The sequence below is a fragment of the Pseudonocardia sp. TMWB2A genome (assembly GCF_017312135.1).
In genome coordinates this window covers 673,805-696,857 of the sequence record NZ_QKQY01000001.1, presented here as the reverse complement: position 1 = coordinate 696,857, position 23,053 = coordinate 673,805, and the positions used below count along the sequence as shown (strand labels likewise).

Here is a 23,053-nt window from a genome sequence, read left to right as displayed (position 1 = left end):
GCTCTCCCTTATTTTCTTACGATTTGACCAAAGTCACCTGCGCGACATGGATGCCGCCCCCGCGAAAACCGCCTTCGCAATACATCAGATAATAGCGCCAAAGACGAATGAATTTTTCATCAAAACCGGCAGGTAAGGCGCCCGCTTCCACCACTGCATCAAAACGCGCGCGCCAGCGTTGCAGCGTTTCGGCATAATCACCGCCAAAGTTCACCTGATTAGTCCACTTCAACCCGTAACCCTCTGCGATAGCGCGAAAACGACTTTCGGACAGCAGCATCCCGCCGGGGAAAATATAGGTCTGGATGAAATCGACGCCATCGGCATAAGCGGGAAAAAGCGCATCATGAATCGCGATATATTGGAGCGCCGCGCGGCCACCGGCCTTGAGGCGGGCGGCGATGCTTTCCAGATAAGCGGGCCAATATTGCTCGCCGACGGCCTCGACCATCTCGACGCTCGCAATCGCGTCAAATTGTCCCTGCACATCACGATAATCGACCAGTTCGATGCGCGCGTCCTTATCCAGCCCGTCGCGTTGCAACCAGTCAAGTGCCCAAGCCGCTTGTTCTCCGGACAGGGTCAGGCCGGTATAGCGCACATCATGACGGGCACGGGCGCGGTGCGCGAGGCCGCCCCAGCCACAGCCGATTTCGAGCAAACTCTTGCCGGGGGCGAGATTGAGCCGGTCGAGCAGATGGTCGATCTTGCGTAGCTGCGCGGCTTCCAACGGCTCGGACGGGCTATAAGGTTTGGCAAATAAGGCGCTGGAATAAACCATATTATGGTCCAGCCAGCCTTGGTAAAAATCATTGCCCAGATCATAATGGAACGCGATGTTACGCCGTGCTTGCGCCCGCGAATTAGCCCGCAGCCGGTGGAGCAGGCGCTTGGCATATTTCCATACGCCGCGCGAGCGTGCGACATTGCCCAAGGTGCGGCCATTGCGCATGAACAGGTCGAAGATGATAACAGGATCGGGGCTGGACCATTCGCCCGCTTCCCACGCTTTATAAAAACCGACCGAGCCGGAGCGCGCAAGCCGCACAAAGGTCGCCCAGCTATGGATGGTGATACTGCCAGAAGGCCCTGCCCCGCGACCGCCAACCACCCGCACGCTGCCATCGGGCAAATGCCCTTCCAGCGAGCCATGCTCCATGCCGGCGTCGATCCGGTCTATGAGCTTATGGAACAGCGCCGCGCCGCCGCGTTCCAACAAGCGCGAAAAGCGCGCACGCGATGCCACTCCTTTGTCTGCGGCGACAAGATGCTGCCCCCTTGGAGTGGATTGGACATTCATAAGCGCCTTGATGCGCAAGACTTATTCTTCGCGCAACTGCTTTTCCACCTGCCAGGTCTGGCCCTTGCTGACGAGCTTTTGCAGGTCGGGCATTTTGCCTTCGGCCAGCTTGCGATTCTGTTCGACAACCGCCGATTCAAAGGTCGGCATAGGATCATCATAAATTACGCCAAGCGCCATCGGGAACGGTCCGAACGGCATTTCGACCAGCATATGCGCAACCGAACGGTTGGTCTGGTCGTGAACAATCACGCCCGCGCCTTGCCAATCGCCATCGGTCACATCGACGACTTTCAACGTCAGCTTTTCGGCATCAAGTGCAATGCCCTTGCTGCCCTTGGCAAACAGCATGGGTTCGCCATGCTTGACCCAAAGCTGATGGTCGTCCTGATTTTTCTTTTCGGTAAAATCGGCAAAGACATCAGCATTATAGACGATGCAGTTCTGGAAAATTTCAATAAAAGCCGCGCCTTTGTGGTGATAGGCCGCTTTCAGAACATCGGGCAATTGTTTGGACACATCATATGCGCGCGCAATGAAGCGGCCCCCTGCCCCCAGCGCAAAGGCACAAGGGTTGGCGGGATGGTCGACCGAGCCGAACGGCGTTGAAGGCGATTTAGTGCCTTCGCGGCTCGTCGGCGAATATTGGCCCTTGGTGAGGCCATAAATTTCATTGTTGAACAGCATGATCTGCGTGTTCAAATTACGGCGGATGACGTGCATCGTATGGTTGCCGCCAATCGACAGACCATCGCCATCGCCGGTGATAAGCCACACATCAAGATCGGGATTAGCCAGCTTGATGCCGGTCGCAAAAGCGGGCGCGCGGCCGTGAATCGTGTGGAAACCATAGCTTTCCATATAATAAGGGAAGCGCGACGAGCAGCCGATACCGCTTACAAACACGGTGTTTTCGGGACTTGCGCCCAATTCCGGCATGGTGCGCTGCACCGCCTTCAAAATCGCATAGTCGCCGCAGCCCGGACACCAGCGCACTTCCTGATCGGTTTCCCAATCCTTGATCGTGGTTTTGATGGGGGTCATATCGTTCATTGGAGGTGCTCCTCGATAGCGGCCTCGATTTCGGCAATTTTGAAAGGCTGGCCCGACACTTTGTTGAGCGGCTTGGCATCGACCAAGAATTGGTCGCGCAGCACGGTTTTCAACTGTCCGGTATTCATTTCGGGCACAATCACGCGATCAAAGCTTTTGAGCAGTTCGCCCAGATTAGCGGGCATCGGCCAGATATGGCGGATATGGATATGGCTGACATCCTGCCCCTTACGGCGCGCGCGGCGGACCGCTTGACGGATCGGGCCATAGGTCGAACCCCAGCCCACAATCGCAAGCTTGCCGCCCGCTTCGCCATTATCAACCTCTTGGTCAGGGATGCTGGCGGCGACCCCGTTCACCTTGTCGCGGCGAATGTCGGTCATTGCCTGGTGGTTGAAGGGCGAATAGTCGAGATGGCCGGTGCCTTGCGCCTTTTCGATCCCGCCAATGCGGTGGAGCAGGCCGGGCGTGCCGGGCTTCACCCAAGGCCGAGCCAGCTTTTCATCGCGGCCATAAGGCAGAAACCCGCTTTCGGGCGCTTCTTCGAGGAATTCGACCGGGAACGGGGTATAACCGTCCATGTCCGGCACCTTCCACGGCTCGGCGGCGTTGGCGATATAGCCATCGGTCAATAGCATCACCGGCGTCATATATTGGACCGCGATACGGCACGCTTCGATGGCGCACTCAAACGCATCTTCGGGCGAGCGCGCAGCGATGACCGGCATCGGCGCATCGCCATTGCGGCCATAAACGGCTTGATACAGGTCCGATTGCTCGGTCTTGGTAGGAAGGCCGGTGGAGGGGCCGCCGCGCTGCGAATTGACAATCACCAGCGGCAATTCGGTCATGATCGCCAAGCCCATTGCCTCGCCTTTCAGCGCAATACCGGGGCCGGACGAGCTGGTCACACCCAGCTGCCCCGCATAGCTTGCGCCGATTGCCGAACAGATGGCGGCGATTTCATCTTCCGCCTGGAAGGTCGTCACGCCAAATTCCTTGAGCCGCGACAGATGGTGAAGGATCGCCGAGGCTGGCGTAATCGGATAGCCGCCGAAAAACATCGGGAGACCAGCAAGCTTGGCACCGGCCACCAGCCCCAGCGAAATCGCTTCGGCGCCGGTGATGGTCCGATAAAGGCCCGGCTCTACGGGAGCGGGTGCAATATGATGCTGGAGCCGCGCATGGCTAATGCCATCGCCCGACAATTCCGCGGTTTCGCCATAGGCATGGCCTGCATTCAATGCCGCGATATTGGCTTCGGCCAGCACCGGATTGCTCGCAAATTTGCTGTTGAGCCAGTCGATAATCGGCTGGCGTTCGCGGTCGAACATCCACAGCGCAAGGCCGAGCGTCCACATATTCTTGCAACGCAACGCCTCTTTATTGCCCAGCCCGAACGGCTTGACGCTTTCCAAGGTCAATTGCGAAATATTGAAAGACAGCAACCGCCATTTGGCAAGGCTGTCATCGGTGAGCGGGTTGGCCGCATATTTGGCCTTGGCAAGGTTGCGCTCGTTAAATTCGCCCTCGTCGGCGATGATGAGACCGCCTTCCTTGAGCGCATCAAGATTGACCTTCAACCCGGCCGGATTCATCGCAATCAAAATGTCGGGCGCATCGCCTGCGGTCGAAATGTCGGAAGAACCGAAATTGATCTGGAAGGCCGAAACCCCGAACAACGTGCCTTGCGGCGCACGAATCTCGGCCGGAAAGTCGGGAAATGTCGCAAGATCATTGCCCGCCAGCGCAGTCGACAAAGTAAATTGCCCGCCGGTAAGCTGCATCCCGTCACCGGAATCCCCGGCAAAGCGGACGACCATAGATTCGAGCGGCGCGTGATCGACCTCTGTATCTTCATCGACCGTGAAGGTTGCGCTTACCATGTAATATTCCCGTGCTTGATGCGTAAACCGCAATGATTGACATGAACCCCCTACGCCCGCCAGCCTTATCTCGCAAAGTAGAAAAATGGCGCGCGCCTGAAACAATAATTTTCTTATAGTCCCCTTCTTGCCGGATGACCGGCTTACTGGCATCAATGTCAGCACTGTTTGTGAAGCGCTGTCAAGCGAGAGGATATTTATGACCGATATAGCTGCACCCCGTCCCGATGTCGCCGCCTTTTTGGGATTTCTCAACGGCCTTGAAGGCCCGAAAATGCATGAGGTCACGCCGGACGTTGCACGCCAAATGATGGTCGCCATGGGGCCGATTGCGGAATTGCCCGCGGGCGAAGTGGCGGTTGTGCGCGATATAGTGATTCCCGGTCCGGCAGGCGATATTCCCGCCCGACTCTATGATATAAAGGAACAGCGCGGGAGCGGTCCGGTGCTGCTGTTTTTCCACGGCGGCGGCTTTGTCATCGGCGATCTGGAAGTCTATCATCCCTATTGCGCGGAACTTGCGCGGCAGATGGATATTCCGGTCCTTTCGGTCGATTACCGCCTCGCCCCCGAACATCCCTTCCCCGCCGCCAGCGATGATTGCGAAGCCGCAGCGCGTTGGGTGGCGGAAAGTCCGGCGGAGCTTGGCTATGATGTGACCGGCCTTGTGCTTTCGGGCGATAGCGCGGGGGGCAATCTCACCATTGTAACCGCAATGGCCTTGCGCGACCGCCCTGCCAAGGTGCCGGTTATCCTCCAGCACCCCATCTATCCCGCTGTCAGCAGCAGCAATGACTGGCAAAGTATGCGCGATTTTGCCGAAGGCCATCTTCTCACAGCCGAGGGTATGGCGTGGTTTTATGCCCATTATAATCCGGACAATGCCGATTATCGCGGATCGCCGCTCGACCATGACCAAAGCGGGATGCCGCCGTCGCTGGTCGTGACCGCAGGGCTGGACCCGTTGCGCGACCAAGGCGCGGCTTATGCGCAAAAGCTGAAAGAGGCAGGCGTGCCGGTCGATTATCGGAACAGCGAGGGCACGATTCACGGCTATATCAATTTGCGCAAAGCGATTCCGTCTGCGCAAGAAGATGTTACCGCCAATCTTACGGCCTTGCGCGCGATGCTCGATACTCTATTGGTCAGGGCATGACCGATATAAACAGCCTCCCCTACCGCCCCTGCGCCGCCATCATGCTGGTCAACCGTTCCGGCAAAGTCTTTGTCGGGCAAAGGCTCGATACGCGCACCGAAGCCTGGCAGATGCCGCAAGGCGGGATTGACGAGGGCGAGGATGCCGAAATCGCGGCTTTGCGCGAATTGGAGGAAGAAACCGGCATTGCGCGCGAATATGTCACCATATTGGCGCGCTCGTCGGACGAACATTTCTATGACTTGCCCGAAGAGCTGATCGGCAAATTATGGCATGGCAAATGGCGTGGCCAGCGCCAGACTTGGTTCCTGATGCGCTTCACCGGCGAGGATAGCGATGTGAATATCGAAACCGACCATCAGGAATTCCGCGCTTGGCAATGGATTGATCCGCAAGAGCTGCCTGCGCTCATCGTGCCGTTCAAGGAAAAGCTTTATCGCAATGTGGTTGCCGAATTTGCGGAATTAATCTGAGGAAGATCCCTGCCCCCGTTATGGCGCAGCGCCACCATTATCTGATCGCCCTTGGCTCCAACCGGCGGCATCACCGCTTCGGCCCCCCGCGCACCGTGCTGGGGGCGGCCTTAAAGGCGCTTGAACAGACAGACATCATGCTGGTGGCCGCTGCGCCCATTTATACTACCCTTCCGATCGGGCCATCGACGCGCAGCTATGCCAATAGTGCGGCGCTGGTCTCGACGCCCTACCCGCCAAAAAAGCTGCTGCGCAAACTCAAGACAATCGAAGCCCACTTCGGCCGCCGCCGCGGGCAAAGATGGAGTAGCCGCACGCTCGATCTCGACATTATATTATGGGATGGCGGCGCGTTTCACAGCAAAAACCTGACCATCCCGCATATCCTTTTCCGCGAACGCGATTTCGTCCTGCGCCCTGCAAACGACATTGCGGCGGACTGGCGAGATCCGGTCACTAAGCTCATGGTGCGACATTTATTTGCCCGTTTGCGCAAGAAGGCGTTGAAAGATGGTTGACCGCAAGCCCATCGCTTACTAGGGGGAGCGCCTCACAAACGTCATGGACGCTTGGGGCCCTTAGCTCAGTCGGTAGAGCAACTGACTTTTAATCAGTAGGTCGCTGGTTCGAACCCAGCAGGGCTCACCACGCATTCGCAATGGTGTTGGATGTTTATGGATAGGTGCCAGAGAAGTTTCAGGCTTTCTCCGTCAAGTAGTGGATGCCTTTCATTGCTGCATTTTTCCTGTAGCTCCGGCTGATATAAGCGCAAAGGTGACATTGTGAGCTTGGAAAATATTTTGGCACTGATGGCTCTCGTCGCGAGCTTTATTACCTGTCATTATGCACGCCCCCTTTGCTCGTCACTATCATTGATGGACCTGCCGAATGCGCGTAAATTACATGCTGTTCCCACACCATTAGCAGGCGGCATTGTGTTGGCGCTGGCGGGTATTCCTGCGTCTTTGGCCTTTATATTCCTGTCTTCCGACATAGACACTTGGACCATTACGCAAATACGCTACCTCACAGCGTTACTGGCTATGGCGTTACTTGGTATTATAGATGATCGCCATGCCTTAAGCCCGCGTTCCCGCCTGCTTTTTTCGTTTCTTATCTTCATCTTGTTGGCGACCATTGATCCGACATTCCGCTTACGGACCCTGGATTTCTATTATCTGGATTTCCAACTTGGCCTCGTAAACGTCCCCATTGCGGTCATTTTTACAGCCTTTTGCTGTGTTGCCCTCATCAATGCTGTCAATATGGCAGACGGGAAGAACGGTCTGGTAATCGGCATGTCGATCGGGTGGCTGTGCCTTTTATTGCTGCGCACCGATCCCGCCATTTCCCCACTCATCAAAATCATCATCGCGATTTTGATTCCCCTCCTCATTTTCAACCTGCGCGGAAAATTATTTCTGGGGGATGGAGGCGCTTATGGTCTGGCTACTTCGATCGCGCTTCTCACGATCATCACATATAATATGCCCGGTCCGTTCATGCGCCACAAAATAGCCGCCGAAGAAATCATGGCTTTATTTTTCGTGCCGACCTTTGATGCCGCACGGCTTATCATAACACGCATGGCGCAGCGAAAATCCCCTATGGCAGCAGACCGCAACCATCTCCATCATATATTGCTGGACCGGTTCGGATGGCCGGGCGGCCTTTTCATCTATTGGATACTCGCAATTGTTCCGGCAGCGCTCCTTATCCTGTATAATTCGCATAACGGCTCGTGAAGCGTATCCTTCAACTCGGAGCAATCAGCATTGCCAATCTTGCAAGCATGATCCTGTTCCAATGGCTCCTGATAACAAAATTGGGGGCAAGCGTTGAATCCGACGCATTATTTGCCGCCATGACAATACCACAGCTTTTCGCGTCGGTGATTGCGGCTTCGCTTACCAGTATCGTGGCCCCCTTGTTGACCGGCGAAAACAGCGCAGAGCAGCGGGTCGATGCGTGGAGCCTGATTGCCATTACGTCCGCTATTTTTACGGGCATGACCATTTTGCTTATCCTTCTGGCGCCTTGGTGGACCGGATGGATTGCGCCCGGCTTTTCCGTATCAGCTAAGGCTTTGCTGCTTCATTACTCCCGTATCAATATTCTGGTCATCATCTTTGCAGGGTTCAATGCAATCCAGATTGGCTTGGCCTATGCGCGTAACCAGTTCCAATGGGTCGAATTTTCCGCTTTCATCGCCAATCTTATTGCCATTCTTCTGGCTTTGTTCTTTGTCAGGGACGGCGACGGCATTTTGGCATCCTGGATATTGGTCGCAAGGGCTGTTCTGACATCTATCCTGTTGCTGAAAGTTACAGATGCACCCGCACGCCCCGATTTTTCACGCCCTTTCATAAAACAAGCCTGGTCAAAGTTGAGACCGGTATTGATTGGAGGGTCATATTATAAAATGGATCCTGTTGTTGACCGTATTCTCCTGTCTTCCTTGCCGGCAGGCTCGCTTTCGTTATTCTACATCGCGCAACAAATTTTGAGCGCAGGGTCGCAAGTATTCGCCAAAGTCATTGCAACCCCTACTATCACCAAACTCGCCTATGCGTTCAAATCGGGGGATGAGACGGAATATTCGCGTATCTACCGACATAATATGGTGCTCATTCTAGGGCTGTCTATGTGCGGGTTGATCGCTGGAATCGGGTTTATCTACCTTTTGCTTCCCTATTTTGAATCTGTCGGAAATTTCAGCGTGGCAGATGCCCAATATATCGTCATGATATTGACACTGGCAGGGGGCATGATGGTTGCGGGTGCCGGGGGATCGTTAGTTGCCGGAGCCTATTACGCCCGTGGAGACACCAAAACACCTACCATCATCGGAAGCATTTCCTTCACTATCGGAATTGGGCTAAAGATTGTAACCTTCCGCCTGTTCGGGCTGGAAGGTCTTGCTATAGGGGTTTCGATTTACTACACGACCTCGCTCATTTTACAGGGTTTATACCTGCGCCGACGCAATGGTGTTTCCCCGGCCTCTTGATTGAAACAATGGATATATCCTCCTCCTCTCTTCCGTCTACGGTTCAACTGGAAATAACCCCTTGCCCCTTGGGGTGCGCTCCCGGTGACAAGAAGATACTGTCCGGCACCGACCTGCTCCACGACATTCCCGGCGAATTTACCGTGGTCGAATGCCAATCATGCAACCTTATGCGAACCGATCCGCGCCCTGATGCGCAAAGTATTGGCGTATATTACCCTTCCGATTATGGCCCTTATGTCGGCACAGTCGTTTACGCTGACAAACAAGCCGATGGATTTGTCCGTAAGCTTATCCGCGCCGCCAAGCGTATATTCGATACCAAGGCCAACAGTATTCCATCGCTTGCGCCTGGGAAAATGCTCGAATTCGGCAGTGCGTCTGGAAACTATCTGCACGCAATGGCCTCGCAAGGATGGCAGGTCGAAGGTATAGAATATTCCGAAGATGCCGCCAGCAATGCGCGCGCATTGGGGCATATAGTCCATGTTGGTGCGATAGAAACCATTACCCTTCCCGAACAGCAATTTGATCTGATTGCAGGCTGGATGGTTGTCGAACATCTGCATGACCCGGTGGCAAGTTTGCAGAAACTGGCGCGCTGGGCAAAGCCGGACGCGACGCTTGCTATATCTGTTCCCAATGCAAAATCAGCCGAATTCCGCTTATTCGGCAAGCGCTGGTATGCCCTGCAACTTCCCACCCATTTATATCATTATACTCCTGAAACCTTGGAAAAATTGCTTGACCGGACCGGATGGACAGTGACCAAAATCCACCATCACCGCACTGTTTCCAATCTGGTTGCCAGCCTAGGATATGTACTGATTGACCGCGGCTGGTCCAAAGCGGGCACGATGCTGGTCAATTTCCCCGAACGTGGTGGTCGGCTTGGCGCGCTTGTCCTCTTCCCGCTGTCTTTCATCATGGCCGCACTGGGGCAAACCGGGCGCATGACTGTTTGGGCCAAGCGGAAATAATGTTAAAAGTAGCGGCGTTCACCGGTGGCCAAACTGTGCCCAGCGCCCGTTTCCGGGTGCGCGAGTATAAATCGCGTTTATCAAAACTGGGTGTCGAACTTCACGAGTTTTCGCACCGGACAGAGGCATACCCTCCGCCCGGCAAGCTTGAGCGCCCGTTATGGGCATTGCACCGGCTCGCCGAATTATATGCCAGCGCACGTCAATCCCGGACATATGACCTGTCTCTTATCCAGCGCGAGTTTATCTCCTCCTATGCTACGCTTGAAGGGCTGACGAAAGCCCCCCGTATCCTTGATGTCGATGACTCGATCCATTTGCTTCGGGGCGGGAAAGCCGCCCGTAAAATAGCGCAGATGAGTGATCGCGTCATTGCAGGAAACAGCTATCTCGCCGACATTTACAGCCAATGGAGCCAGGACGTCGTTATCCTTCCGACGGGCGTGGACAGCGACAAATATAAGCCCGCGCGCAGCCCTATGGATAATGATGAACCGGCTTCCGGGCATGATGGGATCATCACGATAGGCTGGATCGGGACAGCCGCCAATTTCCAGTATCTGGAAGGGTTGGAACCGGTTTTCCGCACTATTTTGAACCGCTACCCCGCCGTACGGCTCAAAATTATTAGCAACCGCTCCCCGCTATTCGCCTCCCTTCCGCAGGCCCAATGGGCTTTTGCTCCTTGGTCGGAAACAGGCGAAGTTGCGGATATCCAATCCCTATCCATCGGGATCATGCCCCTTTTGGACAGCGAGTGGGCTCGTGGAAAATGCAGCTTCAAGATGTTGCAATATATGGCGTGCGGGCTTCCTGTTGTGGCCAGCCCGGTTGGGATGAACACTGAAGTACTTGCGCAGGCCGAAATCGGCTTTGGCCCTACTTCGCATGATGAATGGGTTGATGCGCTCGACACGCTTGTCACGTCGGAAAGCATGCGGGCGGCTATGGGGCGGAACGGGCGCGACTTGCTTGAATCCCGCTATTCTTTAAACAAACTTGCGCCGGTTCTTGCTGGCTATCTGGAATCAGGAACAAGATTGTGAATCAGAGCCACTCGATGCGCGCTGACATTCAAGCGTTGCGCGGCCTCGCTGTATTGCTTGTCCTTGTCTATCATGCACGGCTCGGCTTGTTTCATGCCGGTTATCTGGGCGTGGACATTTTCTTTGTCATTTCCGGTTTTCTCATAACTTCAATGGTCAAAAGCCAGATTGAACACAACAAATTCAGTTTCAAAGAATTTTATTTCCGCCGGGCAAAGCGGCTTTTACCCGCCGCCTATACGACTATTTTTTTCACAACCATACTCGCCTTTTTCCTTTTGACGGGAACAGAATTAAAGCAATACGCACAACAGGCAGCAGGCGCAATCAGCTTCACGGCCAACTATGTGTTAATGCGACAAGGCTCCTATTTTGGCGGTGATGCAGAACTGAAACCCTTATTGCATACATGGTCATTGTCGATTGAAGAGCAATATTATCTTATTCTTCCTGCCCTGATGTTTTTCATCAACCGTAGATTCTGGTTCGCGTTGGTAATCGTTGCAATGATTGCGAGTTTTATCGGTTGCGTTGCGATAGCGGCGTGGAAGCCCCAAGTCGCTTTTTACGCCTTTCCGACACGGGCATGGGAGTTGGGTGTGGGCTCGCTCGGCGCTTTCATTGTTGCGCGCCAAGACGTCCGAAATTGGGCAAAATGGCTGTTTTGGCCATCCCTTGTCGCATTGCTTGTCTTGCCTGTTTACCCGGTTGGCGGAAGCCATCCCGGCATTGATGCGCTTATTGCCTGTTTTGCAACTCTTATCGTAATTTTGCGCTCGCATCCGGCCTTGAACGGAGCCGCCGTTAAGCCTTTAGCGTGGGTGGGTGATATTTCCTATTCTCTTTACCTCGTACATTGGCCACTCTTTGCTTTGGCTGCAAATGTGTGGGTAGGCGAAGCGCCTTATCATATTCGCCTGATCATCGCCGTCATTTCTATGGGATTGGCTTGGGCGCAATATCATTTCATTGAAAACCCGATCCGCTCCGCCCCGCTGCAGTTCACTTGGAGACGGGCAGCTATGACGGCAACTTTATCTCTGGCGCTAGCTGCGCTGCCTTTTGCGCTCTATTATGGAAATCCGAAAAATGCGGAATATTCCTTCGAACGAAGGGGCAATACCGGCCTTGGAGACAGTTGTGTTTCGGATAGAAATTATGCGCCGCCCGCTCAATGTATGACCACATCACATCCCGATCTGATGGTGTGGGGTGACAGCTATGCTATGCATCTGATCCCAGGCATCAGAAAGGAATGGCAGGGAACCGGGGTCATACAGGCTACCAAATATGTCTGCGGTCCTTTGATCGGGCTTTCTCCTTTCGCAAATGGTGTGGAAATGGCCCAGACCCGTTCCTGGGCCGATGGTTGCCTCGATTATAATGATGAGGTATTGGAATATTTGAAAAATTCCCCTGTCAAAACCGTCGTGCTTGCCAGCGTTTTCAAACAATATCTGACACCTGAGCAATTTGATGTCGTAGAGCGCGCAGGTCCCGGACAGCCTGAAACCGAAAAAAAGGCGACACCGGATGCGGCATTGCAGGCGGCTGGGCGAACCATTACGGCTTTACGGGCGATGGGCAAGAAAGTCGTCGTCATCGCTCCGCCCCCTGCTCTTGATTGGGATGCAGGCATGTGTAGCGAACGTATTTTGCGGGGGATGCCGACTTACGGCGACTATGCCGACTGCTCCATCCCCGATGCGGAATATAAGGCCAAGCGCAAGGCGGTTCTCACATTCATGCAAGAATTACAAAAGCGGTTTGATGTCGACGTTATTATGTTCGACGATGCACTGCGCAGCGGCAACGGATATCGTACCCGCGAGGATGGCAAGATAATCTATATATCAAACGGACATTTATCTTACACTGGCTCTGAATTCCTCGCCAAGCAAATGCACATGGGGCAGTTAATCGCCGACAAGGCGCGCTAATCGCACCCCTCTTTAATCTATCGGGAGAAAAACATTGGATATCGTAGTCATCGGCCTTGGTTATGTTGGCCTTCCGCTGGCGGTCGCGTTGGCTGAAAAATTTCCCACGACCGGCTTTGACATTGACAGCGGGCGCATTGAGGAATTGCGCGCGGGCAATGATCGCACACGGGAAATTGACGAGACACGACTGGCTGCTACCAAACTCCAATTGACCGACAAGGCCGAGCAATGCCCCGCAGCAGATGTTTATATTATTACCGTGCCCACTCCGGTGGATGATAAAAATGTGCCGGATCTTCGCCCGGTCCTGTCCGCTACGAAAACAGTGTCTGCAATGATCGATCCTGCGCGCAAGCCCGTTATTGTTTATGAAAGCACTGTTTACCCGGGTGTTACCGAAGATATTTGCGGTCCGGAAATTGAACGCCTCACCGGCCTCAAATGCGGTGAAGATTTTACACTCGGTTATTCACCCGAACGGATTAACCCCGGCGACCGGGAACATACCGTGGATCGCATCACCAAGGTTATCGCCGGGCAAAGCCCCGAAATTACGGAAAAGCTGGCTACCATTTATGGTGCAATCACAACGGGTGGTGTCTTCAAGGCCGCATCCATCAAAGTCGCAGAAGCGGCAAAGGTTATCGAAAACACCCAACGTGACGTCAATATCGCGTTGATGAACGAAATCGCTCAGATTTTTGCGAAAATGGATATTTCCGTCTGGGATGTGTTGGCGGCTGCAAAAACCAAATGGAATTTTCTTCCGTTCCAACCCGGACTTGTAGGCGGACACTGCATTGGTGTTGATCCTTATTATCTGAGCTATCGCGCCGAGCAACTCGGCTATAACCCTGCACTCATACTTGCAGGCCGCAACACTAACGACGGCATGGCGCGCTATGTCGCAAATGAACTTCACACCCGACGGGGGGAGAAAGCAGGTTCGGTTCTGGTTCTCGGGCTGACTTTCAAGGAAAATGTTCCCGATCTACGCAATTCGAAGGTTGTCGATCTTGTGCGGTCGCTTGAAGATCTTGGCCATAATGTAACGGTTCATGACCCGTTGGCCGAAGCTGGTGAAGCCCGGCATGAATATGATCTTGAACTTGATGCAAACGCACTGGACCACACCTATGACATCGTTGTCCTTGCCGTTCCCCACGACGCTTATGTAAAGGATATGGGAGAAGGAAAAATCCGGTCTTTGGTTAACGGCGACGGTCTCTTTGCAGATTTGAAAGACGCATTCGGTATTCGCGCCGAAGCCGAACATTGGGTTTTATAATCCCCGTTCTGCCCCTTATTTTTTTCGAGGTGCCCAATGGCAAAAGTTCTTCGCATCTTTAACCGGTTTGTCATCGGTGGTCCGGTGCTGAACGCCATGCTGCTGACAAAAAATCTGGCCCCCGAATTTGAAACAAAGCTGATCACCGGCATTGAAGATGTTGGTGAACATCGTGCAAATTTTCTCATTGATGAATATGGGGTTGAGCCCTTCTTCATCAATGAGATGCGCCGCTCGGTAAATCCTTTCCAGGATGCGATAGCCTATCGGGCGATCAGCAAAATTATAAAGGAATTCAAACCGGATATCGTCCACACCCATGCGGCAAAGGCGGGCGCTGTGGGGCGTGCAGCGGCCATTGCGGCTAATGTTCCGGTAATATTACATACATTTCATGGACATTCTTTTCATTCCTATTTCAATAAATTAGCCAATCAGACCTTTATCAACATCGAACGGCAACTGGCTAAACGCTCCACCAAGATTATCGCGATCAGCGAGTTGCAGAAAAAAGAATTGGTCGAAACCTTCCGTATCTGCGACGATGAAAAAATGGTGATCGTCCCCAACGGGATTGATTTAACCAAATTTACGGAAAACCAAGCCGAAAAGCGCGAACAGTGGCGCGCCCGTTTCAACATTCCGCAAAATGCGTTGCTGGTAGGGATTGTAGGACGATTGGCCCCCATAAAAAACCATCGGTTTTTCGTCGATATTATCGACCATATTGTGAAAAATAACGACCGACCCGACCTTCATTTTGTTATTGTGGGGGACGGAGAAATGCGTGACGAGATTCAGGCTGCCTTGACCGCCAAGTTTTTGTCGTACAATTATTTTCCGGACGACGAACATCTTCAGAAAACCCTTTTTACCTCATGGGAAAAGGAGATGGATTATGTCTACGCCGGACTGGATATTGTCTGCCTCACCTCTCTCAATGAAGGCACGCCGATTTCTGTTATCGAAGCACAAGCCGCATCGCGTCCTGTAGTCAGCACAAATGTCGGAGCCGTCGCCGATACGATGCAGGATGGTGAGTCCGGCTTTCTTGTTCACAATTTCGATGTCGCTGATTTTGCGGCCCGGCTTACCGATTTACTGGACAGCCCCGAACTTCGCGCGCGTATGGGCAACGCAGGCAAGGACTTTGCCTTCAAAAAATACAGCCATATCCGTCTGATCGAAGATATGCGCCAACTCTATCGCAATCTGCTACGGTGAGCATGCACTTATAAAATCCGTGTAGGCGATAGCGCCCCTGTACCTCAGAGATTATTGTGACGGAGCCAGGCCTGCAGCATTAAAATAGTCCATAGCTGCGGTGACCAATTACGCTCTCCGCTCAAATGCTCTTGCCATAGGGCATGTACCGCATCCACGCCCAAAAGATCGTCCCGCTCCAACTGTTCGCGTGCCAGCAAGTCATTCGCCCACTCCCGCAAAGGGCCGCGCAACCATTCCCCGACCGGTATGCCAAAACCCATCTTAGGGCGATCGACAATTTCCCGAGGAACATGGCGGTATAATATCTGGCGCAACGGCCATTTGGACTGGCCTTGATGAACTTTATAGTCTTGCGGCAAAGTCCATGCGAAAGAGACAAGGTCCTTATCAAGGATCGGCACCCGTGTTTCCAGAGAAACAGCCATCGCTGCGCGATCGACTTTCACTAAAATATCATCAGGCAGATATTGGACACTATCCTGCGCCATCATGCGCTCCACAATCTGCATGGCACCCAAATCATATTCTTTGACGAAGGGGTGCTGTTGCTGCTTCATAATATTGTCCATGCGCGGCAAAGTTATGAATTTTTCATAAAGTGCATCCACATCTTGCAGCGGCAATAATGCTGCACCTTTGTGAATTTTGTCCCCGAACATAGCCCAGCGGTCGCGAGCGAAGTTTCCGCCCAACCGATTCCATGTGTGCGGAGATGGCAGCGTTAAAGCCTGTGCCGCAATTTTCCGCATGAAAACCGGAAGCCGGGTCAACATTCCCCACAAGCGTTGGGTCATCAAATAGCGGTTATACCCGCCAAAAACCTCATCACCGGCATCTCCGGACAGGGCAACTGTTACATGCTGGCGGGTCATTTCCGATACAAGAAAAGTAGGAACCTGCGAAGAATCAGCAAATGGCTCGCTATATATTGCCGGTAATTTTGGGATGACTGCGAGTGTGTCGGCTGGCGACACATAAAGTTCATGATGTTCGGTTTGCAGATGTTTTGCTACCGCTGCCGCATGGACGGCCTCGTTATAGCCCTCTTGTTCGAAACCGATAGTGAATGTCTTGACCGGTCGCGCGCTTTGATTTTGCATTAATGCGACGATTGTAGAACTGTCTATTCCGCCAGAAAGAAACGCCCCCAGAGGTACGTCTGCGACCATTTGCCGCGCCACAGACTGCTTCAAAAGGCGCTCTGTTTCATCTACCGCTTCATCAACACTGCCTTGAAACCGTGAGGCGATGCCCGCATTGGCAACCGCAATCATATCCCAGAAAGTGATCGTGCGGGGTGTTTCTTCGCCATCGTGGAATATAGCGATAGTGCCTGGCGCGAGCTTTTCTATCCCTTCATATATAGACAGGGGGGCGGGAATATAATTGAAGCGCAAATATTCTCCGACGGCCTGCCGGTTGATACGCTTTTCAAATGCCGGATGCGAGGCAAAGGCCGCCGGCTCGGAAGCGAAAAGCAAAGCCCGGTCTTCGCCTTGACCTTGCCAGCCATAATAAAGTGGTTTTTCGCCAAAACGATCGCGCGCAAGCATGAAAACTTTCTCTTCATGGTCCCACAACGCAATAGCGAACATCCCGACCGCCCGCTGCAATGCTATTTCCAAGCCCCATTGCTCGATCGCGGCCAATAATATTTCCGTGTCCGAATGACCCCGCCAATGTCTTGGCCCTGAAAGAGCTTCGAGTTCGTTTTTCAAATCGGTATAATTATAAATTTCGCCATTATAAGCGATGACATAACGCCCGCTCGCCGATTGCATCGGCTGTGCGCCTGCCGGAGAAAGATCAATGATGGAGAGGCGGCGATGTGCCAATGTGACGCGTGCACTATCGTCCGTCCAGCAGCCCTCTGCATCCGGACCGCGGTGCGCAATCACTTGGGCCATGTCCAAGCCCAACGCCGTATCAGCGGCTCGATTGCCCGAACGCCCGCCACGATAAAAACCTGCTATTCCACACATATGCCACTCAAGCTTTCATCCCGTAACGGGAATGTTCAGCGTGCAGGAGTTCCTGCTAATTTGCTGTATAATTCAAAATATTGTGCTGCGATTGCACTGATGGAATATGTTGCACGAACATATTCGGCTCCTTTAATGCCGCGCTCGTAACGTTGTGCGGGATCCAATTCAACCAAATCGCGTAAGGCATGGAAAAGCTGTTTACTATCTCCAGGCGCTACCACCGGCGCAAAGCCCGCGACAATCTCGCGGGCATCCCCCGCATCGGTTGTTACCACCGGCACGCCATGCGCCATCGCTTCGCACAAGACGTTGGGGAAGCCTTCACTCAAGGAAGACAGGCAGAAAATGTCCAAACTATTATAAAAGGCAGACATATCGGACAGTTCACCAAGCAACTCTACCCTGCCCTTTAAACCGGCCGCTTCGATCATTGCGCGCAGTTCATCATTATCATCATCGCAGCCACGCCCGGCAATCACCAGTCGTACCGGTTTCCTAGATTCCGATAATAATTTCACGGCATCAAGCAGGATATCATATCCTTTGACCGGATCATATCTACCCGCCGCACCTATTCGCAGTTCATTTTGCGTTGCGTCTTGTGCATTGCGGTACGAGCGTCCGGGCAAATGATCGAAATCATAGCCGTTGCCAACGACTCGCATTTTGTCAGCCGCATATCCAAGACCCGTATGATATGCACGCGCCCTCTCTCCGCAGGCAATGATAGCATCGGGAGAGGTTTTTGAAATTGCAGCGCAAAGTTGTCGTTCGGCCCGGTTATGCAAAGGAAGCTGCATATCGGAACAACGCAAATTCCAGACGAGTTTTGCCTCTGTTCCTGCGCTGGCAAATGAACCAAGCAGGTCATAACGATATAGCCATGTCTGGATAATATTGGGTTGGAATTCACGAATGGCTTTCCTAGCCCATAGTGCCTGCGCTGGTATCAACCAAGGGGCAATTTGCGATGTCCGGACGTCTATACCGTCCTTGCGTAACATCTGGACGATCTCGCCCTCCCACTTGCCAAGGGAGACCACTTGCTGTTCCACGCCATAATCCGATGTCAGGCGGGGGGCCAATCGCGCAAGAAACCGTTCGGCTCCGCCCACGCGCAGTTCGGGAAGCAAATGCAATATTTTCATGCAACAGGCGCCAGATTATTTTTACGCAAAGCCGTCTTTTCTTTTTGTAAAACGCTAAAGCGTGCCACCATCAGCAATTGTACACCTGTAATCGGAACGTGATGCCGCATGGCCGTTCCCCAGTTGACCGTTCCCAACGCCCATATAGTTTCATGGAACAGATAAATTATAACCAAACCACCCTGAAGATAGCATTCCCTGCCTTTGCTTTTTTGCCAAATTCTGACACCTATAAAAAGGCACAGTAACCGAAGCATATTTTCCATAAATAGGTAAAGATCGGAAGCTGTGCCAATACGCCAAGGCATCGGCTCGACAAGATATTGGATAAGGCTGACTGGCACCAACACTGTGTTTGCCACTACACCACCGGCAGCATCTGTCTGTTTATAATTAGATCGCGCTTCTTCCGATAAACCGCCTGCCTGATATTGTGCCGCCGCATCAAGTGCACCATCTTCGACATTATAGCCAACAAGTTTAAGCCCGCTAAATGCAAACGGCATCAAAATGATGACCATTACCAACACCAAAAATTGTCTCGGGCCTGTAAGCTTTTGATTACGTATCATCGGTACGAGGGTGAACGTGCCGACAACCAGCGCCAACCCTACAATCGCCAGCACACCATGAAGAAGTGCGGCGACAACGGAACCCGCGAGCAAAAATAGCCACCCCAGTGGATTGGATCGCACGACCACCTGCATTGCACCCCACACTGCGATATTAACGCCCATAAGCTGCATGGATTCACGCAGGGGAATAGAGGTGAAGTAAAAACAACCGGGCAATAAAGCATATAACAGGACAATAGCCATCCGGTCGCGCGTAGACGGCTTTAATAACTCAAGGGATTTAAGAAAAAATATTGCACCGGCCAACCAATAAAATGCAGGCAGAAAACAAGCCCAAAAAATATCATCTCCGACAAAATCGAGAAATTTCGCGGTGGAATTTACGTGAAAGTCGACACCATAACTATATTCGATCGGACGGCCGGATCGAACTGCGTCACGCATCATATAATACATGCCTTGGGCGTCTAGCTCGATATCACCTTCGGCACCACGAATGCTGATGATAAAGCCGTTGAGTACCCTTAGAATGAACCCCAGCATGATAATGAAAATGGGTCGCATTTCTCGCCTCAAATATCCTGAAATCTACCCATTATAATTTCTTAAGTTCAATGCTGTTCAAATATGTCCTGCTCGTGGTTCCTTCCGCAACGCCGCGAACCATAATGTCCGCAATAAGGGCGTTGCAATCCGGGGGAACCAGCACATCGCCCTCGTTTCGGGCAGGCCCCTGTTTAGTGACAGCCATCTGCATAAGGGGGAATTGGGCATGGCCGCAGCGCAATGCGATATCGAGTGGCACCATGGGATAGGCATCATCTTTACCGGCTTGGATGGTCAAGCTGTAACGGCCAGGTTTCAAGAAGACCAGCTTTCTGGCAACGGGTCCGTTGGCTCCGTTCCCAGCAGTCACTGACAACATGGTTTTGCCCGTTCTCGACAATTCCCATTCCGTCTGAACTTTCTCATTCTGCTTCAATTCCCACGCTATAGGCGCATAAGAACCGGAAATGGTCGAGGGCGTAAATCCGATACTCGTCAATGCGCCCTGATCTCCTTTTACCTGGGTCCGGTAAAGTTGACGTGCGACATCATATTGCTTTTGCGTCACCAAGCCGGTGAAGAGATTTTGGCTCAAACCGCCCGCATCTTGCTGGCCAGCGAGCCCTCCGGCTATAACCACTGCACGCGCAACATTCGGTTGCGTGTCGGGCAATGCGATAGCAGTCTCAACTAAAGCGGGTAGCCACACAGGCTTTTTGCGGAATACATCCTTGGTTTGCCCGAATATTTTATCCTCGCGCAACGCCATGGCCAATACCGGCAACAAAGCCTTCTGCCCTTCAACGGAAACACGCATGGCCACATCGAATTTGCCAATCGCATCGACAACCCTGTCTTTTTTCAACAGATATTCGATGAGCCAGACTTCGGCAACGACATTGCGGCGAGATTGGAGGTCCGATTGCGCAAACAGCGAATAAGCACGCTCAATCTCCCCGCGGTCTGCAGCAGCAAGTGCCAGAACATTCAGGGCAGGCGGCGTGATAGCCTCTTTGCGCAAAGCCGCCAGCGCAAGCGGCTCAACACCCTTATCCGGATTTTTGGCCATGACGCCAAGCTTCATCCTGAGTTCCGCATATTCTCCCAGTGCCGGACCGGTTTTCCAACCCAATTGGTACGCCAAAGGCGGGTTTTTCTTCGCAAAGACATTGGATATCGCATTGGTCGCAGCCGTAAAGCCAAGACCAATGGCGATTATTGCACAGGCGATGGCTTTAAGCTTTTTCGGCTGTTTCACCATATCCATATCCATATCCATATCCATATCCATATCCGTAAGCCGCGTTGCGATCATCGAGCTTGGTCAGGACAATTCCGAAGATTTTGGCGCGGACGCTGCGTAGCCTTTGCAGCGAAGCTTTCAATCCGCGAAGAGGAATGCCTTCCGCTTCGGCAACGAATACAACGCCTTCCACTGCCTTCGACACGAGTGTCGCATCCGCAAGTCCTAGCAGCGGCGGTGAATCGACCACCACATGATCATAATGTTCTAAGAGATTATCAATGACCAATTGCAGCCGGTCTCCGCTGAGCAGTTCGGCCGCGTTGGGCGGCTGTGGGCCCGCAGGCATAACAGACAGACCATCCACGTTGGTCGCTTGGATCGCAGCTTGCAGGTCCGTATCCCCGGCAAGCAAATTGCTGAAGCCATGCTTGTTGGGCAAGTTGAACATCGTGTTGACTGAAGGCGAGCGCATGTCCGCGTCTATCAACAGGATATTTTTGCCGGTGCGTGCCATAAGATTGGCAAGCGCATACGCACTGGTACTTTTGCCTTCCGCAGCCCGCGTACTGGTGAGCATCAATGAACGCGGCACTCCGTGGTCGGTGGAAAAGGCAAGATTGGACCGGATACTCAAATAGGCTTCGGACAAGACCGACTTCGGATCGTTCAATATCTCAAGCGTATCGCCATCATAATCCGGCACAACGCCTAGCAACGGCACACCCAATTCCGCTTCAACGCGTGTCGGATCCCTCAGCCCTTCATCAATCTGGTCAAGCGCCAGAGTGGCAATCGCAGAGAGGACAATGCCTGCAAGCAAAGCAACCGCAAGATTCAGCATCGGATTGGGAGAAACCGGTCCGGCCGGCGGCTCCGCGCGATCCACAATCGCAATGTTATTGGCGCCCACACCAGCGACGCCAATCTGCTTATATCGTTGCAAAAGCGCGTCATAAAGCTGGCGGTTCGTATCCGCTTCACGCTGGTAAATTTTCAACTGGATACCGTTGCGCTGCTGGGCATCAAGCTTGGACAATAATGTACCCACCTGCTGCCGTAAGGAATTCTCTTTTGCGACGGCTTGCTGATATGCGGCGGTCGCCTCATTTGCCTTACCCGAACTTTGGAGATTTTGTTCTTTGGCAATTGCTGAATCAAGCGCACGGATTTGTTCGGATACAGCTTTCGCAGCCGGATAGGCCGGGTCAAAATGCACCATCAACTTGGCATATTCCGCAGCCGCTTCGGCACGCTTTTGGCGCAAGCTCGCTAGGGTTGTGTTGGCGCTACTGTCAGCACTTGCAGCCCCCCTAGGCAGGTTACGCATCTTGCTTTCCGCCTCGATCCGATCAGCCGTTGCCTGCACCAAAGCTCGGTTCAACTGGTCGAGATCACTGGTAACCAGTGTCCGATCCGATTTGGTATTGCCTGAAGCATCCGTTGTTTGGTCGAGCGGGACAATTCCGGCCTGTGCGGAATAATTGACCAATTCACGTTCCGAGGCATCAAGCTTGAGACGTAACTCTTCCAGACGGCGCTCAAGAAACTGGCGCGCATCTGCCGTCGAGGCATATTTGCGGTCCATTGCCGCAGCAATAAATTCTTCGCTCCACGCATTGGAAATATTGGCCGACAAGGTCGGGTTGGCGCTTGTGTAAATAACGTCCACAAGGCTGGATCCGCGCACGGGCGCGACCGAAATATTCGAGAGCAAAAGCTTTGCTGCCAATTCTTCACGGGCAGCGCGGGCGGAGGCCGTAATCGGCGCGTTCAGATCGCCCGTGCCTAGCCCTTCCGGATCGACATCATGGGCAGCAAAGAAAGAGGCGTTCGTCGCCAGCTTCATTTTGCGCGCGACCCGTTCGGCCAGGGATTTGGCTTGCATTAAGGCATATTGGGTTTGATAAAATTCGGCCTCACGCCGCATTTCGGCAGAATCTACGCCCTCTATATTGGTGACATTCTTCTGCTCGCGACTGATTTCCAAGCGCGATTTGGCCGAATATTGCGGCGTCATCAAAATGGTGACAATCAAACCTACGGCCAAAGAAGCCAGTATGATTCCAATAATCACCCATTTCCACCGCTGGACTGTATGCCAGTAGCGCAAAAGTACAGGGATTTCGCCGCCGGAAGTTCTTTCTTCGGGAACCGAAAAATCAATTGCTGATGATTGAGTATTCAATGGGAG

Annotated in this window: 18 protein-coding genes and 1 tRNA gene; 11 read left to right on the top strand and 8 right to left on the bottom strand. The window is 53.1% G+C overall.

The window, feature by feature from the left end; all coding sequences use genetic code 11:
- Positions 1-16 precede the first annotated feature (16 nt).
- Genes DMP17_RS03220 through DMP17_RS03210 form a run of 3 tightly spaced genes read right to left on the bottom strand, consistent with a single transcriptional unit; the run spans position 17 to position 4,239 of the window.
- Complete coding sequence (locus DMP17_RS03220; RefSeq protein ID WP_337827641.1) at positions 17-1,318, bottom strand: cyclopropane-fatty-acyl-phospholipid synthase family protein; 1,302 nt, start codon at positions 1,316-1,318, stop codon at positions 17-19.
- 3 nt (positions 1,319-1,321) lie between these two features.
- Complete coding sequence (locus tag DMP17_RS03215) at positions 1,322-2,353, bottom strand: 2-oxoacid:ferredoxin oxidoreductase subunit beta (RefSeq protein WP_337827640.1); 1,032 nt, start codon at positions 2,351-2,353, stop codon at positions 1,322-1,324.
- Positions 2,350-4,239, bottom strand: coding sequence for a 2-oxoacid:acceptor oxidoreductase subunit alpha (locus tag DMP17_RS03210; RefSeq protein WP_337827639.1), 1,890 nt, complete (start codon positions 4,237-4,239; stop codon positions 2,350-2,352). Before DMP17_RS03210 ends, DMP17_RS03215 begins: the two co-directional genes overlap by 4 nt.
- A 199-nt stretch (positions 4,240-4,438) precedes the next feature.
- Here DMP17_RS03210 and DMP17_RS03205 point away from each other — a divergent pair, with 199 nt between their 5' ends.
- The 11 genes from DMP17_RS03205 (at position 4,439) to DMP17_RS03155 (ending at position 15,359) form a co-directional block, all read left to right on the top strand.
- The gene (locus DMP17_RS03205; protein ID WP_337827638.1) at positions 4,439-5,395 is read left to right on the top strand and encodes an alpha/beta hydrolase; all 957 of its coding nucleotides are present in this window, start codon (positions 4,439-4,441) and stop codon (positions 5,393-5,395) included.
- Positions 5,392-5,868: an RNA pyrophosphohydrolase gene (locus DMP17_RS03200; RefSeq protein WP_337827637.1), complete on the top strand. Its 477-nt coding sequence runs from the start codon at positions 5,392-5,394 to the stop codon at positions 5,866-5,868. The genes DMP17_RS03205 and DMP17_RS03200 overlap by 4 nt, the downstream gene beginning before the upstream one ends.
- 20 nt (positions 5,869-5,888) lie before the next feature.
- On the top strand, positions 5,889-6,386 hold the full coding sequence (gene folK / locus DMP17_RS03195) for a 2-amino-4-hydroxy-6-hydroxymethyldihydropteridine diphosphokinase (RefSeq protein WP_337827636.1): 498 nt from the start codon (positions 5,889-5,891) through the stop codon (positions 6,384-6,386).
- A 54-nt stretch (positions 6,387-6,440) separates the two neighbouring features.
- A tRNA-Lys gene (locus tag DMP17_RS03190) sits at positions 6,441-6,516 on the top strand.
- A gap of 134 nt (positions 6,517-6,650) precedes the next feature.
- Complete coding sequence (locus DMP17_RS03185; protein WP_337827635.1) at positions 6,651-7,613, top strand: glycosyltransferase family 4 protein; 963 nt, start codon at positions 6,651-6,653, stop codon at positions 7,611-7,613.
- Positions 7,610-8,878, top strand: coding sequence for a murein biosynthesis integral membrane protein MurJ (gene murJ / locus DMP17_RS03180; RefSeq protein ID WP_337827634.1), 1,269 nt, complete (start codon positions 7,610-7,612; stop codon positions 8,876-8,878). Before DMP17_RS03185 ends, murJ begins: the two co-directional genes overlap by 4 nt.
- A gap of 8 nt (positions 8,879-8,886) precedes the next feature.
- Positions 8,887-9,858 carry a class I SAM-dependent methyltransferase gene (locus DMP17_RS03175; RefSeq protein WP_337827633.1) on the top strand — a complete coding sequence of 324 codons (972 nt, stop codon included), beginning with the start codon at positions 8,887-8,889 and terminating at the stop codon, positions 9,856-9,858.
- Complete coding sequence (locus DMP17_RS03170; protein ID WP_337827632.1) at positions 9,858-10,904, top strand: glycosyltransferase family 4 protein; 1,047 nt, start codon at positions 9,858-9,860, stop codon at positions 10,902-10,904. Before DMP17_RS03175 ends, DMP17_RS03170 begins: the two co-directional genes overlap by 1 nt.
- Positions 10,901-12,844 (top strand): acyltransferase family protein, encoded by a 1,944-nt coding sequence (locus tag DMP17_RS03165; RefSeq protein ID WP_337827631.1) that lies wholly within the window; start codon positions 10,901-10,903, stop codon positions 12,842-12,844. The genes DMP17_RS03170 and DMP17_RS03165 overlap by 4 nt, the downstream gene beginning before the upstream one ends.
- A gap of 34 nt (positions 12,845-12,878) precedes the next feature.
- Entirely contained in the window at positions 12,879-14,135 is a 1,257-nt protein-coding gene (locus tag DMP17_RS03160; protein ID WP_337827630.1) for a nucleotide sugar dehydrogenase, read from the top strand.
- A gap of 36 nt (positions 14,136-14,171) precedes the next feature.
- Positions 14,172-15,359: a glycosyltransferase gene (locus DMP17_RS03155; RefSeq protein ID WP_337827629.1), complete on the top strand. Its 1,188-nt coding sequence runs from the start codon at positions 14,172-14,174 to the stop codon at positions 15,357-15,359.
- Between the two features lie 44 nt (positions 15,360-15,403).
- Here the strand turns inward: DMP17_RS03155 and asnB are convergent, their stop codons facing one another.
- From asnB to DMP17_RS03130, 5 genes are read right to left on the bottom strand one after another with little or no spacing between them, the layout of a single operon-like run.
- Positions 15,404-17,344: an asparagine synthase (glutamine-hydrolyzing) gene (gene asnB / locus DMP17_RS03150; RefSeq protein WP_337827628.1), complete on the bottom strand. Its 1,941-nt coding sequence runs from the start codon at positions 17,342-17,344 to the stop codon at positions 15,404-15,406.
- 35 nt (positions 17,345-17,379) lie between these two features.
- A complete protein-coding gene (locus DMP17_RS03145) occupies positions 17,380-18,495 on the bottom strand; it encodes a glycosyltransferase (protein ID WP_337827627.1) in 1,116 nt (371 codons plus the stop codon).
- Positions 18,492-19,613 carry a hypothetical protein gene (locus DMP17_RS03140; protein WP_337827626.1) on the bottom strand — a complete coding sequence of 374 codons (1,122 nt, stop codon included), beginning with the start codon at positions 19,611-19,613 and terminating at the stop codon, positions 18,492-18,494. Before DMP17_RS03140 ends, DMP17_RS03145 begins: the two co-directional genes overlap by 4 nt.
- Positions 19,614-19,665: 52 nt before the next feature.
- Positions 19,666-20,901, bottom strand: coding sequence for a hypothetical protein (locus DMP17_RS03135; protein ID WP_337827625.1), 1,236 nt, complete (start codon positions 20,899-20,901; stop codon positions 19,666-19,668).
- Positions 20,852-23,047, bottom strand: a complete 2,196-nt coding sequence (locus DMP17_RS03130) for a GumC family protein (protein WP_337827624.1) — start codon at positions 23,045-23,047, stop codon at positions 20,852-20,854. The genes DMP17_RS03135 and DMP17_RS03130 overlap by 50 nt, the downstream gene beginning before the upstream one ends.
- Positions 23,048-23,053 lie beyond the last annotated feature (6 nt).